We start from the raw sequence: 14570 nt of genomic DNA on the forward strand, positions 1-14570 counted from the left end.
GACATGTTTCAACAGCAGGGGTAACTTTACGGCTGGAAAAGGACAGGGGCCGTTTACACAAAATTATTGACGGTCCCAAAATTTTCATAATTTTTACAAAACATATACCCAATTTATTATTTTTATAGTAAACTTTTCTAACAAACTGTTCACGTCTTTATAACATCTTATGTACAGTTACATTATGGAAAGGAGTTGTTACATATGTCAGGTTTTATGAACAGCGTCGAAGAATTACTCACCACCATCAGCGGTATTGTGTGGGGCCCTCCATTTTTAATTCTTATTTTGGGAACAGGTATCTTTTTAACAATTCGTTTAGGGTTTTTGCAATTTTCTACTCTTCCTTATGCCTTAAAGCTTGCCTTTTCAAAGCAGGACAAAAAATCCGAAGGGGACATTTCCCACTTTCAATCGCTGATGACCGCTCTGGCTGCTACTGTCGGAACCGGTAACATCGCTGGCGTTGCCACAGCAGTAGTAATTGGCGGCCCTGGTGCTGTCTTCTGGATGTGGATCAGTGCACTTTTTGGAATGGCTACAAAATATGGAGAAGCAATTCTGGCTGTTAAGTACCGGGTTCAGGATGAACGGGGCCGCATGGCCGGCGGTCCGATGTACTACATAGAGAAAGGGCTTGGATGGAAATGGCTGGCCGTCCTGTTTGCCGTATTTGCTGCGATTGCTGCGTTTGGCATCGGTAACACGGTTCAATCCAACTCCGTTGCGGATGTGTTGGACTCCAACTGGAATGTGCCTACCTGGATTACCGGCATTGCGCTCAGTATTTTAACAGGGGTGGTTATTCTTGGCGGCATTAAATCCATCGGCCGGGTAGTTTCATTTATTGTACCGGTTATGGCTCTCTTTTATGTGGTTGGCGGCCTGATTGTTATTTTTGGTAATCTGGATCTCGTGCCTGCCGCAGTCGGCTCCATCGTATCCGATGCATTCACTGGTCAGGCTGCAGCCGGCGGAGCTGTCGGGGTTGTTATTCAGTACGGGGTGGCACGCGGCGTTTTCTCCAACGAAGCAGGCCTTGGTTCTGCCCCAATCGCAGCAGCTGCTGCCCGTACCGACTATCCGGGACGGCAGGCACTCGTCTCCATGACCCAGGTTGTTATTGATACAATCATTATTTGCTCTATTACCGGTATCTCTCTTGTTATGGGCCAGAGCTTTGTGAGCGGTGATTTGGACGGTGCTCCGCTGACTGCCGCCACGTTTGAACACTTTTTAGGACCGGCCGGGAGTATTATCGTTTCTGTAGGGCTCATCTTTTTCGCCTATTCTACTATTTTGGGCTGGTCCTACTACGGAGAACGCTGTATTTACTATCTTTTTAAAACGTATAAGGCTGTTTTTACCTACCGCATCGTTTTCGTTATCGCTGTATTTTTTGGCGCTGTGGTCCAGTTCGGAATTGTCTGGTCGCTTGCAGACACAATGAACGGCCTGATGGCAGCACCAAACCTGATCGCCCTCCTGGGGCTTTCCGGAGTCATTACCGCGGAAACGGTTCGCTTCCGTAAGCGAATGAAGGAAGAAAAGAACGGCACAGCTACCTGGAACAAGTCATAATACAATTAAAGCATCTCACGAGCCTGAAACGGGCCCGTGAGATGCTTTTTATTTTCCAGGCACTTCATGCGTCAGCGGCAGCCCGTGGAGGCCCTGCAAAATATGATCTGCAGTCATATCTGCCATGTGCCGGCGTGTTTTTTCGCTGGCACTGCCGATATGTGGAAGCGCCACGACGTTTGGCAGGCTGAGGAGGGTATGGTCTGCGCCGATTGGTTCGTTTTCAAAGACATCCAGGCCGGCGCTGAAAATCTCTCCATTTTGAAGCGCGTTCACCAGTGCCTCCTCATCCACTATCGTTCCTCTCGATGTATTAATAAACACCGCTGTTTTTTTCATTTTACGAAAAGCTTCCGCGTTTATCAGCTTTTCTGTTTCCGGTGTGGCCGGGGCCAGCACGCAGATAAAATCAGCCTGTCCCAGAAGTTCATCCAGCTCCGCGAATACAGCTCCCGTCCGCTCTTCCGCTTCCGGTTTCCGTGAACGATTATGGTAAAGTATGTTCATATCAAAACCGCCAGCTCTTTTAGCCACAGCTTCGCCGATACGTCCCATGCCAATAATTCCGAGTGTGGCACCGTAAATATCCTGCCCCGTAAAGGCAAACGGCGCCCAGGATCCCCATTCATTTTTCCGGATGGTGTCCATGGCCTCCGGCAGCCTCCGCGCCGCTGCCATTAATAAAGCAAAAGTGAGATCCGCTGTCGTTTCTGTCAGCACTCCGGGAGTATGGGCTACTTTAATTCCCTTTTCCCGTGCTGCTTTTAGATCAATATTATTATAACCGACTGCCATCGTCGCTATTACTTTTAACCGTGGCGCCTGTTCAATAACGTTTCTCGTTACCGGCTCCGACACGGTACAAAACAAACCATCCGCCTCCGCTGTTCTCCGGACTAATTCCTCTTCCGGCACTGCTTCGTTTTTATTCCATACATCTACCGTAGCTTCCTGTTCAAGCTTTTCTATCAGCCAGTGCGGCATTGGCCTTGTAATAAAAACATGTGGTTTTGTCATCATCAGCCTCTCCTTTGAAATAATATAGTATGCCATTCATTTGTCTGTTTGCACCAGACCTCCTCGTAACTTTTATCCCGGAACGCTGTTTTCACCCGTTCCACTGTCCAGTCCACCAGTCCGGACACTACAACCTGCTGAGGAAGAATCTCTACGGAATCAGCCCGTTCGAGCCAGCGCACCGTAACATCCGCCCCAATATTGATAACAGCTAAATCATACGAGCCGTATGGAAAGGCGGAGTCGACCACGTCCTGTTCATACACTTCAATCCGGCCCCGTACATCATTTAATGCCGCCTGCTGTTCTATTTCCCTCGTTACCGGTTCCACATCGTAGGCTGCCACCTGCATGCCTTTTTTTGCGAGCGCGATCGACAGCACTCCGCTTCCTGCGCCAATATCCGCTGCCATCTTCCCTTCTGCCCGGATAATGATACATTCGAGAACGTCTCTTGTTGTCTCATGGATACCTGTACCAAATGCGCCCTGCGGATCAAGCCTCAGTTCCCGCTCTTCCTGCTTCTCCTGGAATGGAGGGTAAACAAGCGCCCATCCGTTCGCCAGTTTGACGTTGTCATAGGAAGCCTCTGTCCACTCCGGCGGCTCCCATTCATGCAAATCGTCAGCATGGACTTCAAGCATCCGGCTTAATTCTTCTTTAGACGCATTTTCCATATAGACATACAATCTGCTTTTTTCCCCGCTGCTGAATTCATATGTATATCCGTCTTCGTCCTTCATTGTCTGTATCGCTTCATCAATATAGAAAGTATAAATGTCATGCTCATAGAGCCGAAGGCTCCACGTTTCGTTGTCCCCGGGCGGGACTTCGAGTGAGTACCACATATCAGCTGCCTCCTTTTCGTAAAAATTATAGCAAAACTGCCGGCCATACAACATTCATTTTTCGTGTTTAATGTTCGTTTCTTTACCCGGATGATGAATTTAATATTTCTCCTTTGAAAAGCCTTTCTTTTTTTAAAAATATTCTTTAATCTAGAGAAAGAGTGCTTACTCTATTTACCTTATTGATACTAGTAGGAGGTCGACCTATCGATGGACTATCGCGTAGAAAAAGATACACTTGGAGACATGCATGTACCAAAAGACAAGCATTGGGGCGCCCAGACCCAGCGCAGTCTGGAAAACTTTAAAATCGGTCAGGAAACTATGCCGATCGATGTTGTATATGCGTTTGCTATTTTAAAACGCTCTGCGGCTCTTGCAAACAAACGCCTGGATAAGCTTGAAGCAGAAAAGGCCGGCGCGATCGTTGAAGCCTGCGACGAGGTTCTTTCCGGACAACTCGACGACCACTTTCCGCTCGTTGTCTGGCAGACCGGAAGCGGCACCCAGTCGAATATGAATATGAACGAAGTAGTGGCCCGCCGCGCTTCCCAGCTGCTCGAAGAAAAAGGATCCTCCCAGAGTGTTCATCCAAACGATGATGTCAACCGTTCCCAAAGCTCCAATGATACCTTCCCAACAGCGATGCACGTAGCTGCTGTGCAAAAAGTGGAGGATCAGCTTCTTCCTGCCGTGGAAACGCTTCGTGCGACCCTTGAAAACAAAATGAATGCATTTGAACATGTAATTAAAATTGGCCGTACGCATCTGCAGGATGCCACACCACTTACACTCGGGCAGGAGGTCAGCGGCTGGCACCGGATGCTTGAACGTTCAGCCGAAATGATTACAGAAAGCATTGATCATGTGAAGGACCTTGCCGTCGGTGGAACGGCTGTGGGTACCGGTATTAACGCCCACCCAAGATTTGGGGAATACGTAGCTGAAGAAATCAGTGCCTATACCGGCAAAGCATTCCGTTCTGCCCCGAACAAGTTTCACGCCCTCACCAGCCATGATGAAATTTCATACGCCCACGGGGCATTAAAGGCCCTGGCAGCAGACGCCATGAAAATTGCAAACGACGTCCGCTGGCTCGCAAGCGGTCCCCGCTGTGGCATCGGTGAAATTTCCATTCCTGCAAATGAACCAGGAAGCTCCATTATGCCCGGCAAGGTCAATCCGACCCAGAGCGAGGCATTGACTATGGTTGCAGCACAGGTAATGGGCAACGACGCTACGATCGGTTTTGCGGCCAGCCAGGGCAATTTTGAACTCAACGTGTTTAAACCGGTTATCGTATATAACTTCCTGCAATCAAGCTACCTGCTCGCTGATGCCCTCGTTTCCTTTAACGACAAATGTGCAGTTGGCATTGAAGAAAACCAGGAACGTATTGACGCGCATCTGCGAAATTCCCTGATGCTTGTTACAGCGCTGAACCCGCACATCGGTTACGAAAACGCAGCAAAAATTGCCAAATCAGCCCACGCTAACGGGCAGACGCTGAAGGAAGCCGTACTTGAAAGCGGTATGCTTAATGAAGAAGAATTTGAATTGATCGTCGATCCGGCGAAAATGGTTTCCCCGAGTGAATAAATGATGGTAAAACAAAAGCCTCCCGGGCTGTGATTAGCCTGGGAGGCTTTTCTTATTCATCCGTACGCTTTCCTTCTTCGTAATGATACAACGGCAGCCGGTGGCTGATATAGTAGGCCGTGTAGACACCAAGTACGGCCATGACAAGCCATATCCACGCATGAAGACTGAACGAGGCGATGCCGCTGAAATACGCACCAATATTGGCACCGAATGAAATACTCGCCCCGTATCCCATCAGCCCTCCCCCAACCAGGGCAATGATAGCGACCCTTAGGGGGATTCCCGAAAACCGGATTTGGAGGTTCATCGCCAGAGTTACTACCGTTCCCATAATGACACCGACATTAATAATGCTCATGGAATCCATCAGCACCGGTTGATGAAGAGCAACAAACTGATCCTGTTCAAACCAGTATTTCCATTCGCTAACATCCATTCCAAGAGCCATCGCTACCTTTGAGCCCCATAGAGTAAAGGAGGCTGTCAGCTTCCACGGCTCTCCCTGCACGAGAAAGATTAGCGCGTTTAATACCGCCAGAATAACAGCGCCCACCCACAGCGGCCAGGAGCCGAAAATGATCCGGCTCCAGCTTGCAGCGGAAGGCAGGGGCGGAAGAGCCGGAGGTCGTGTCCGCTTTTTATGCACATACGAGCCAAAAGCAACTAATCCGAGAAAAACAACTTGAATCACCCAGGCCCATATGTAACCGATCCCCGTATCCACTGCCAGCGATACCGGCTCGAACGAAGGGAGGGACGTGTTCCAAAAACCAAAATGGGCGGCCCCTGCCACTGCCCCCGCCGTAAAGCCGGCCAATGTGCAAATCAAAGCGGTTCTGCCGCCCTCTGCTTCGTAAAATGAAGAGGGGGCAAGGCCGCTGCCTATTTCCATACCAAAACCGAAAATGAAAGCACCAGCTATCAATCCTACACTCACAGCGGAAAGTGCCGGAATAGGACCTGTTCCAAACAAAGCCGGGCTGATAATAAAAAGAGCAGCGGAAAAGGTCGATACGAGAATAAGCATCAGCATATGAGCCCGGAGCATTTCCGTATTGCCTTTTTCAATAATCTGCCGATAAACGGCCGAAAAGCCGAAGCGTGCATGAAAAAGGGAAAATCCAAGTAAAAAACCAATCCAGAGCAGAATGACATACTGCCAGCCTGATATCTGGTAAGACGTGAATGAAAGCACAAGAATGATCGTTAAGCATACTACAGAAATGATATTTTGTGGATTGTTTAAAACAGAGGTTTTTGCTGTCGCGTTCATTTTTTTCATTTATTTCTCCTGACTGGACCTGTATTAGAACTCCCTTCCTCTTTTTCCCTCACTGGAGCAATTCACACATCCAATATGAAAAACTCTCCAGCCGCGGCCGGAGAGTTTATGGTTCATTGACAATCGTATTTAATACAGCTCACTTAATGCGTTTTTGGTAAACGGTACCAGCTCTTCCGTTCTGCCTTCCTGCATCTTTTTCGCCCAGGCCGGATCCGTTAACAGTGGACGCCCAACTGCCACCAGGTCGAATTCATCGTTTTCAAGACGATTGACTAATTCCTGAATATCATCGTTTTCTGCTTTATCAAAGCTTGTAAAAACGCCGTTCAGCCCTACAGATCCTACTGTTACAGAAGGCTTGCCGGTTAAATATTTTGTCCAGCCGGCAAGATTCAGCGAAGAACCGTCAAATTCCGGCTCCCAGAAGCGGCGGGTGGAACAGTGAAAGACGTCTACGCCTGCTTCAGACAGCGGCTTCAGGAACTGGGAAAGTTCGTCTGCCGTGGCTGCAAGCTTCGCTTCAAAATCAGACATTTTCCACTGCGAAAACCGGAAGAAGATAGGGAAATCTTCACCTACAGCCCGGCGGCACGCTTCGATTACCTCCACGGCAAACCTGGTCCGTTCAACAAAGTTCCCGCCGTACTGATCCGTACGCTTATTGGTCTGCTCCCAGAAAAACTGGTCAATTAAATATCCATGGGCACCGTGGATTTCAATGCCATCAAAGCCAATACGCTTCGCCGCTGCTGCAGCATCTGCATAAGCCTGCACAAGCTCATCAATTTCTTCCACTGTCAGCGGCGTTGATACAGCTTCCCCGCTTAAAGCTAAACCGGAGGGTCCAATTGGCATAGCCTCAGAGTTTGGCTCTGCTCCTACTGGCCTTGTCATGCCTACGTGCCAGAGCTGGGGAATGATTTTTCCTCCCGCTTCATGCACTGCTTCTACAACCTTTTCCCATCCTTCCAGGGCTTTTTCACCGTAAAAGGCCGGCACTCCCGGGTCTTCCACGCTAGCCGGGTGGTTGATGCCGGTTCCTTCTGTCACAATCAGTCCCACATTATTTTCAGCCCGGCGCCGGTAATAGGCGACCACGTCTTCATTTGGTACACCGCCCGGCGAAAATCCTCTTGTCATCGGGGCCATTACTGTTCTGTTTTCAAGATGCAGATCTTTTATTTGAAAGGGTTCAAATAAAGGAGCTGCCACTTGCTGGTTGGATGTTTCCTCTGTCATTATTACGACTTCCTTTCTCCTGCCACAAAATATAAGTAGTATTCAAAAGTCAGTATGCACGCATCGTTTTTCCAAATGCAACTTATCCGCTCAAGGAATATACTTTTTTGACACTAATTTCCCGGAACCCGTTTGCGTTTTGTTGATAAGTGGTATTCTTTACTAGATTACTTACATAGGTACAAATACCTTAAGGAGGACATAATATGTCAGATAAAGCGACAAAGATTATTCAGGAATCGCTCGATGCACTGATGCAGGATGAGACTTTCCTGCCCGACTATGAAGGACAGGAGCGTGAAACGGCTTTTTCTTCTCTTATTTCCATCCTTTCCACTCCCAATCATGTACACAAATCGTTTCTTCGCGTTTCTCTTCAAAACGGCGAAGTTGTTCGCGTACCGGCGTACCGGGTCCAGCATAACGACACTATGGGACCTTACAAAGGCGGTATCCGTTTTCATGAAAGCGTCGATGAAGACGAAGTTTCCTCTCTTGCTTCTCTTATGACTATTAAAAATGCTCTGCACGACGTGCCATTTGGCGGCGGCAAGGGCGGTATCAGCATTAATCCAAAGGAATTCAGTAAAAAGGAATTAAACCTCGTGTGCAAAAAATACGTGCAGTATTTCAATGATGTAATCGGTCCGGATAAAGACATTCCCGCTCCTGACGCCGGCTCAGGCGCCAGGGAAATGGACTGGATGATGGCTGAATACAAAAATATTAATCCCGGCGTTCCCTACCGGGGCAGCTTCACCGGGAAAAGTGTTAAAAACAGCGGGTCCCTTGGCCGAAGGGAAGCCACCGGTAAGGGAGTTTATTTCACTTTACGCTACCTGCTGCATGACTTTTTGAAAAACCGGCGCGATGAATTCCAGACTTCGGAAAATAAATTTTTCAGGACGGCCCTTGAATTTTACGGCCGGCCGCTTACCATAGCTGTCCAGGGCTTCGGAAACGTCGGTTCAGTTACTGCCTTGCAGGCATACAACTGCGACTACCTCGATACGAAAGTGGTTTCCGTAAGCGACCAGAATGTCACCCTGTACAATGAAGACGGCCTCGATGTGCCTGCTCTCCTCGACTTCTCCAACGATCATGATGGGGATCTTCCTACAACAGAGGAAGAAATTCATGACCTTGGCATTAGCGCAGATATACGGGACCGTGACGATATTCTTTCCCTCGAAGTCGATGCTTTATTTTTCGCCGCTCTCGGCGGGGTCATTCATAAAGATAATGTTCAGGACGTTAAAGCCTCTATTCTTATTGAAGGCGCCAACTCTCCTATTACTTCCGAAGCCGATGCCATTTTGGCTGAACAGGGAGTCGTCATTATTCCTGACATTCTTGCCAACGCCGGTGGTGTTATCGTATCCTATTCCGAATGGCTCCAAGGGCGGGAAACGCTTTATTACTCTGAAGAGCAGGTTACAAAGATTTTGTACGATAAAATGAAAGAAACGATGGATCGTGTGCTTCCCCAGTTTTTTGGTGATCCATTCGCTCTCCGCCAAAACTGCTATATTCATTCCATCACATCACTCTGTACGATGCTCCACATGCGCGGAAAATTGTATTAATTCCATAAACGAAGACCGTGCGGCAGCCGCACGGTCTTTTCTGTAAAAATGCCCCGGCCTCCAACGCGGTTGGAAAGGCCGGGGCTCTCTTTTTTAGCCAGCATTAGCTGCCCAGTTTTTGAACAAATTCTTTAGCTACGGCTTCTGTCGATTGCGGGTTTTGTCCCGTGATCAGGAAACCATCAGATTCCACGTGTTCACTCCAGTTTGGTGCCGTGACGAATTCGGCTCCAAGCTCACGCAGACGGCTTTCAAGCAGAAATGGCATGTGTGCTGTAAGGCCGGTATCTTCTTCCTCAGAGTCTGTAAAAGCGTTCACCCGCTTACCGGAAACCAACGGCTCCCCGTTTGAAAGAGTAACGTTAACCAGCGCTGCCGGTCCGTGACAGACGGAAGCCACGTATTTATCCGCTTCATAAAATTCACGGATCAGATCCTGGACTTTTTGACTCTCCGGCAGATCAAACATTGCGCCGTGCCCTCCAGGAATAAAAATGGCATCAAAATCTGAAGCAGAAACGGTATCCACTTTCACTGTCTCTTCGAGATATTTTTCTGCATCCAGGATTTCCTGGCGCGTTTCCTGCTGCACGCTTCCTTCATCAATTGGCGGCTTGCCGCCATCTACACTTGCGATAGTCACATTGTAGCCTTTGTTTTGAAACTCAATGTAAGCTTCCGCGAATTCGGAAAGCCATATGCCTGTTTTTGCTTCATTGTTCACTTTGGAATGACTTGTTACAACCATTAATACGTTTTTTGCCATGACGATTGTCACCCTTTCCACAATTACCTTATGATTTAGCATAAAGGAATGTAAAGATGATTTTCCTCTCCCCCATCTTTTTAAACATCCTTCAAGCTGTTGCAGAACCTATTCTAACTATATCCGGCAGCCATGCAAAGTAAACTGCTCACGCTCAGCCATTCCACTGCAGCATCTGGGCACCTGTTAAAAAGATAATCGCTATGATCGTCCAAATGAGGGGGCAGGAGGAAGCTTCCCTTTAAACAAAACAAAGCGCGCTACCGAAGCAGCACGCTTTTAGGTTATTCTGAAGGACGTTCGCGGAGTTCTTCTCCGTTCTTTCCTTCATAGCGGCGACCCCATCCAGTAATCGCTGCAAGCAGCATGATTAAGACGAGAAACCACCCCTGGAAGACGAAAGGAAATACTGCCGTAGGCTCGACCACCGGCAGCCAATTGTACTGCTCCTGCATCGTCTGGATCGTAGACCAGCCAAGAAGCACCGGAGCTCCCCATGGGAAAATGTAGCCGAGCGCCGATGTTACCGCATCAAGCAGGTTCGCCCGGCGGTAACGGTGGATCCCGTACTTTTCCCCGATATCCCGGACAAACGGAGCCGCTGCAATTTCTGCAGCCGTGTTAATAGTAATGGAACTGTTCAAGAGAGCTACTATACCCCACATGGACAGCTCTGCCCGGCGTACAGAATTTTTAATCCAGCGAACCAGGCCATTGGTAATCGCCTGCATCGTTCCGCCGAGTCTCATCAAATAAGCTGCAGCCACAATTAATAATATCAAAATGGCCATGTTCACATATCCGGTGATACCATCGATTAACGCCCCTTCGACTACCGCATCTGCTTCAGGGTTAAAACGAATAATATCCGAAAATGAACCCAGACCGGTAATGACGATTAACGGAATGGCAGATACAATCCCCCATGTTAATGAAGTAATTAAATGTTGGCCGGATAATGCCAATATAAGCACGAGCAGAAAAGGCAGAAGCATGATCAGGCCACCCGGCGAAACATCTTCCACCACGTTTGCCGAAGAAACGCCGGAGACTGCACCTCCGTCTCCCCCGCCGAAAACTGCAAACAATACTGCACTTGGAATCGCTGCCGCGATCGCGTACTTGAACCGGCTTCTTACTACACCCGGTACGTCTGCATTCTGGGTCGTTGCGGAAACGATTGTCGTATCAGAAACTGGCGCAAGATTGTCGCCAAAAACTGCACCGGCAAGTATCGCAGCGAACAGCATTACCGGATCTGCCCCTGTAGCTACGCCGGCTGGAAACATCAGTGTACAAAACGCCACGGTCGTCCCGTAGCCGGTGCCGACTGCTGTAGAAAAGACTGCAGCAAGCAGAAATGTTACTGCGGTGAAGAGGCCGCCTGTCACGCCTGTTGCTATCCCTGTCCAGACAAGCCCTTCCACCAAACCGCCTACCTGGAGCACCTGTGCAAACATCCCCGCATAAAACCATGCCACCATGGCGATGACACCAATCGGCTGCGCCAGACCGTCAAACAGGCCCTGGGCGTAGTCAGCCCACCGGCTTTTACAAAACAGCATGCCAAGGGTCAGTCCGATGACTGCCCCCAGTACCAGTCCAATCTCAGAGGAAAGCTGAAGAACACTGGTAGTGATCGCCCAGACTACAAAAAACAACAATGGTACTGCAGCTCCAAAAGCCCCAAGCCTGAAATCCAATTTTTCGATAGATTTTGCCCCTACGGCTCTCTCTAACTTTTCTTCTTGTTCTGCCATATGGAAAACTCCTATGTATAATATTTATTCAGCACGAAAACCATTCTACCACTCCTGTGCCTGTTTGTAATGGACAAACGTACACCTTGAAAAGAATTTCAAAAACAATTAAAAAGCTGCCCGTAAAAATGGCAGCTTTTTTAACAGTATTTTAGTACGGCACATTTATTTTACAACAAGCACGGGGTGCCGGATCTGCTCCACAATTTTTCTGCTGACGCTGCCAATAACCATTTTCTGCAAAGGATTCAGCCCTCTGCTTCCTACAACAACACAATCAAATTCGTATTCGTTGGCATATTCACTAATAGCCGCTGCCGGATCCCCGTGTAGCACCACTTTTTCTGCTCTCATTCCTTCTGCGCTCAGTCGTTCGACCGCCGGCTGCAGAATTTCTTCTTCATTCTGCTGCTGAATGTATAATTCATGCTCACTCAGCCTGCTTGATTTCGGCTGCGCGGAGGTAGTCGCGTAGACTAGCTCCACATAGATTTCGGAAAGCTCCGGCGCAATGCTTTCAATAGCTTTTTCCACCGCCCGGGCAGAGTGATCGGAACCGTCTACTGCAATTAACAGTCGTTTAAACATACAAGCATCCCCCTGTTACTTTGCTCTCGATTTCCTGCTTTTAATTTACTGTTCCCGATTTTCAGTCAATTTATACGGCATTTGTCCTGCAATGCCGGCAACATTTATTAACATCCAAGCTTTATTGATTCTTCCACTTTAACATACCATATTTTTACGTATGAATATTGATACCGCTTTTCTCCTACCCATATTTTCATGATATGGTAGAGAAAACACTACGGAGAGGAAGTTTCATGTGGGATATATAGAAAACCTAAGGCGGCTCGTCGGAAAAGAAACAGTAATTCTCGTGGGCGCTATCGTTATTGCAGAAAACGATGAAGGCCATATTTTACTGCAGGAAAGAACCTCTCCTCCGGGGAGCTGGAGCTTTCCCGGAGGCTTAATGGAACTCGGAGAATCAGCCGAAGAAACAGCAGTCCGGGAAACCCTGGAAGAAACAGGTCTGCGCGCCGTTGGTCTCCGCCTGTTTAATGTATACTCCGGTGAGGATACGTTTGTGGTGGCACCGAACGGGGATCCTTTTTACTGTGTAATTGTTGCCTACACCGCTGATCATCTGGAAGGCATCATCCAGCCTGACCCTAATGAATCAGCTTCGGTGGCTTTTTCAGATCCTGAGGCCCTGCCCGAAACAATTGTAAGCGGCCAGCAGGCAGTGATGAAGGATTACCTGCGCAGCAAATATTCGATTGATGTATAAAGAAGCACGCCTCTCCCAACAGGAAAAGGCGTGCTTTTAAATACTTTTGTACAGAGTTTCTGCAGTATTTATCCCGTTTTGAATACAGGCGGCAATACCAACCCCATAATATGAAGCACCAGCCACGTAAACGCCCGGAAACTTTTCTTTCAGCAGCCTTTCAAGCTCTCCGACAGCTGACTGGTGCCCGATGTGATAATTTGGCATCAGCTGTTCCCAGTCTGTTACTTCCAGCCTTACCGGCTCCTGTTCAATATGAAGGCTTTTCTTCAGGTCATTTAGCGCTGTCTGCTTTATCTGTTCTTCTCCACCTTCCTGCATTCGTTGATACGCAGGCTTGGAGCTTTTGTAAAATAAACGCACCAGCACATTTTCCCCTTTCGAGGTATGGGTCCATTTCCGGTTGCTCCATGTGCATGCATTACATTCAAGGTCGCTGTTCTCAGAAACGATAAATCCTGTCCCGTCCGGAGGCAGACTGTCCGGCGGCAGGGAAAAACCCGCATACACACTTAAAAGAGATGAACTCTGGAACTCGTTAAATATTTTTGTCATCTCCTCATCCTGCAGTATACGTGCCGCAGTCCGGTGCGGTGCAGCTATAACTATCGCATCTGTCTGCAGGCTTTCTCCGTTGTCGAGCTTCACCTGATACGCTTCGTCTTTCTTTTTAATGTGCTCCACCTGCCGTCCAAGCAGCACCTCTGTTTCGGTTAATTTTGAAAGCAGCGCCTCCGGCAGCGAAGACAAACCATTTCGGAAGGAAATAAATTTTTTCCCTCCGCCTGCTCCGAACGTTTTTTTGTTTTTCGCCACTCCCCGCATAATACTTCCAAAATCGTTTTTATAATCCACGAGATACGGAAGTGTCGATGCCATGGTAAGTGAGTAAATATCCCCCGAGTACACGCCGGACAAAACCGGTGCAATTTGATTTTTCACCAGTTCACGGCCCAGGAAGGATTCGAGGAACTCTCCCACGGAGCTTTCTTTCGTGAACTTTTTATTCTTTTTTACGTAATCCCCAAGTGCCTGAACCTTTCCCTTCCAGGAAATAAGCGGACTTTTTAAAAGCGACACTGGCCCCGGTGGAATACCAAAGACGGCATCCTTTGGAAGCGGATACAGCTGATCTTTTACATACAGGTACGACACTCCGGTGCTGTTATAAACCATTTCTCCTTTGAGTCCCAACTCTTTAACCAGCGGAAGCACCGCGCTGTGCCTGGCTACAACAGAATCCGCCCCCGTCTCCATAATAAAATCTTCATGATGGACGGTTCGTATTTTACCGCCTGCTTTTTCTTCTTTTTCCACAAGTGTCAATTCAATATCGCTGCCGCTTTCCAACTTCCATTTCTGCAGGTAATACAGAATAGTAAGCCCTGTAATTCCCCCGCCGACTACGGTAATACGTTTCATCAGTCTTCCTCTTTTCTGCATTTTAACGATTTTGTGCTATACCTAAAATTATGCCGCCGTTCTTTATTTGATGCAAATATATAAAATAATTTCATGCATTCGTTTACAAATGTTTACAAAGAGACAGAAACAGGTAATGGTATCAGGCTGAGAACTGCTATTTTTGAAAG

General features: G+C 48.1%; 12 protein-coding genes. 4 read left to right on the plus strand and 8 right to left on the minus strand.

From position 1 onward, the window contains the following. Nucleotides 1-216 precede the first annotated feature (216 nt). Entirely contained in the window at nt 217-1581 is a 1365-nt protein-coding gene (locus ACTTK7_RS13800; protein ID WP_462868703.1) for an alanine/glycine:cation symporter family protein, read from the plus strand. Nucleotides 1582-1629: 48 nt separating this feature from the next. Here ACTTK7_RS13800 and ACTTK7_RS13805 read toward each other — a convergent pair whose 3' ends face one another. Together ACTTK7_RS13805 and ACTTK7_RS13810 are read right to left on the minus strand one after the other, a co-directional pair. Continuing rightward, a complete protein-coding gene (locus ACTTK7_RS13805; protein WP_462868669.1) occupies nt 1630-2598 on the minus strand; it encodes a 2-hydroxyacid dehydrogenase in 969 nt (322 codons plus the stop codon). A 2-nt stretch (nt 2599-2600) separates the two neighbouring features. Next, nucleotides 2601-3446: a 50S ribosomal protein L11 methyltransferase gene (locus tag ACTTK7_RS13810; RefSeq protein ID WP_462868670.1), complete on the minus strand. Its 846-nt coding sequence runs from the start codon at nt 3444-3446 to the stop codon at nt 2601-2603. A 210-nt stretch (nt 3447-3656) separates the two neighbouring features. Here ACTTK7_RS13810 and fumC point away from each other — a divergent pair, with 210 nt between their 5' ends. Beyond that, complete coding sequence (fumC, locus tag ACTTK7_RS13815) at nt 3657-5045, plus strand: class II fumarate hydratase (RefSeq protein ID WP_462868671.1); 1389 nt, start codon at nt 3657-3659, stop codon at nt 5043-5045. A gap of 52 nt (nt 5046-5097) precedes the next feature. On the opposite strand, the gene ACTTK7_RS13820 is transcribed toward fumC, so the two are convergent. Both ACTTK7_RS13820 and ACTTK7_RS13825 read right to left on the minus strand, forming a co-directional pair. Continuing rightward, nucleotides 5098-6330, minus strand: a complete 1233-nt coding sequence (locus tag ACTTK7_RS13820; protein WP_462868672.1) for a YeeE/YedE family protein — start codon at nt 6328-6330, stop codon at nt 5098-5100. A gap of 129 nt (nt 6331-6459) precedes the next feature. Continuing rightward, nucleotides 6460-7572: an NADH:flavin oxidoreductase gene (locus tag ACTTK7_RS13825; protein WP_462868673.1), complete on the minus strand. Its 1113-nt coding sequence runs from the start codon at nt 7570-7572 to the stop codon at nt 6460-6462. A 206-nt stretch (nt 7573-7778) separates the two neighbouring features. On the opposite strand from ACTTK7_RS13825, the gene ACTTK7_RS13830 reads away from it, so the two are divergent. Then, nucleotides 7779-9158, plus strand: coding sequence for a Glu/Leu/Phe/Val family dehydrogenase (locus ACTTK7_RS13830; RefSeq protein WP_462868674.1), 1380 nt, complete (start codon nt 7779-7781; stop codon nt 9156-9158). A gap of 103 nt (nt 9159-9261) precedes the next feature. Here ACTTK7_RS13830 and ACTTK7_RS13835 read toward each other — a convergent pair whose 3' ends face one another. The 3 genes from ACTTK7_RS13835 to ACTTK7_RS13845 form a co-directional block, all read right to left on the minus strand. Beyond that, complete coding sequence (locus ACTTK7_RS13835; protein WP_462868676.1) at nt 9262-9924, minus strand: type 1 glutamine amidotransferase domain-containing protein; 663 nt, start codon at nt 9922-9924, stop codon at nt 9262-9264. Between the two features lie 284 nt (nt 9925-10208). After that, the gene (locus ACTTK7_RS13840; protein WP_462868677.1) at nt 10209-11684 is read right to left on the minus strand and encodes a Na+/H+ antiporter NhaC family protein; all 1476 of its coding nucleotides are present in this window, start codon (nt 11682-11684) and stop codon (nt 10209-10211) included. Between the two features lie 165 nt (nt 11685-11849). After that, nucleotides 11850-12272 carry a universal stress protein gene (locus ACTTK7_RS13845; RefSeq protein ID WP_462868678.1) on the minus strand — a complete coding sequence of 141 codons (423 nt, stop codon included), beginning with the start codon at nt 12270-12272 and terminating at the stop codon, nt 11850-11852. A 238-nt stretch (nt 12273-12510) separates the two neighbouring features. Here ACTTK7_RS13845 and ACTTK7_RS13850 point away from each other — a divergent pair, with 238 nt between their 5' ends. Continuing rightward, nucleotides 12511-12978, plus strand: a complete 468-nt coding sequence (locus ACTTK7_RS13850) for an NUDIX hydrolase (RefSeq protein WP_462868679.1) — start codon at nt 12511-12513, stop codon at nt 12976-12978. Between the two features lie 36 nt (nt 12979-13014). Here the strand turns inward: ACTTK7_RS13850 and hemG are convergent, their stop codons facing one another. Continuing rightward, nucleotides 13015-14400 carry a protoporphyrinogen oxidase gene (hemG, locus tag ACTTK7_RS13855; RefSeq protein WP_462868680.1) on the minus strand — a complete coding sequence of 462 codons (1386 nt, stop codon included), beginning with the start codon at nt 14398-14400 and terminating at the stop codon, nt 13015-13017. Nucleotides 14401-14570: the final 170 nt, after the last annotated feature.

It is taken from the genome of Marinococcus tarijensis (assembly GCF_054971385.1).

Excerpts from the sequence above, each read along its gene's own strand:
- ACTTK7_RS13800 (WP_462868703.1), top strand. The coding sequence starts at position 217 with ATGAACAGCGTCGAAGAATTACTCACCACCATCAGCGGTATTGTGTGG.
- ACTTK7_RS13810 (WP_462868670.1), bottom strand. The coding sequence starts at position 3,446 with ATGTGGTACTCACTCGAAGTCCCGCCCGGGGACAACGAAACGTGGAGC.
- ACTTK7_RS13825 (WP_462868673.1), bottom strand. The coding sequence starts at position 7,572 with ATGACAGAGGAAACATCCAACCAGCAAGTGGCAGCTCCTTTATTTGAA.
- ACTTK7_RS13840 (WP_462868677.1), bottom strand. The coding sequence starts at position 11,684 with ATGGCAGAACAAGAAGAAAAGTTAGAGAGAGCCGTAGGGGCAAAATCT.
- ACTTK7_RS13845 (WP_462868678.1), bottom strand. The coding sequence starts at position 12,272 with ATGTTTAAACGACTGTTAATTGCAGTAGACGGTTCCGATCACTCTGCC.
- ACTTK7_RS13805 (WP_462868669.1), bottom strand. The coding sequence starts at position 2,598 with ATGACAAAACCACATGTTTTTATTACAAGGCCAATGCCGCACTGGCTG.
- ACTTK7_RS13820 (WP_462868672.1), bottom strand. The coding sequence starts at position 6,330 with ATGAAAAAAATGAACGCGACAGCAAAAACCTCTGTTTTAAACAATCCA.
- fumC (WP_462868671.1), top strand. The coding sequence starts at position 3,657 with ATGGACTATCGCGTAGAAAAAGATACACTTGGAGACATGCATGTACCA.
- ACTTK7_RS13830 (WP_462868674.1), top strand. The coding sequence starts at position 7,779 with ATGTCAGATAAAGCGACAAAGATTATTCAGGAATCGCTCGATGCACTG.
- ACTTK7_RS13835 (WP_462868676.1), bottom strand. The coding sequence starts at position 9,924 with ATGGCAAAAAACGTATTAATGGTTGTAACAAGTCATTCCAAAGTGAAC.
- hemG (WP_462868680.1), bottom strand. The coding sequence starts at position 14,400 with ATGAAACGTATTACCGTAGTCGGCGGGGGAATTACAGGGCTTACTATT.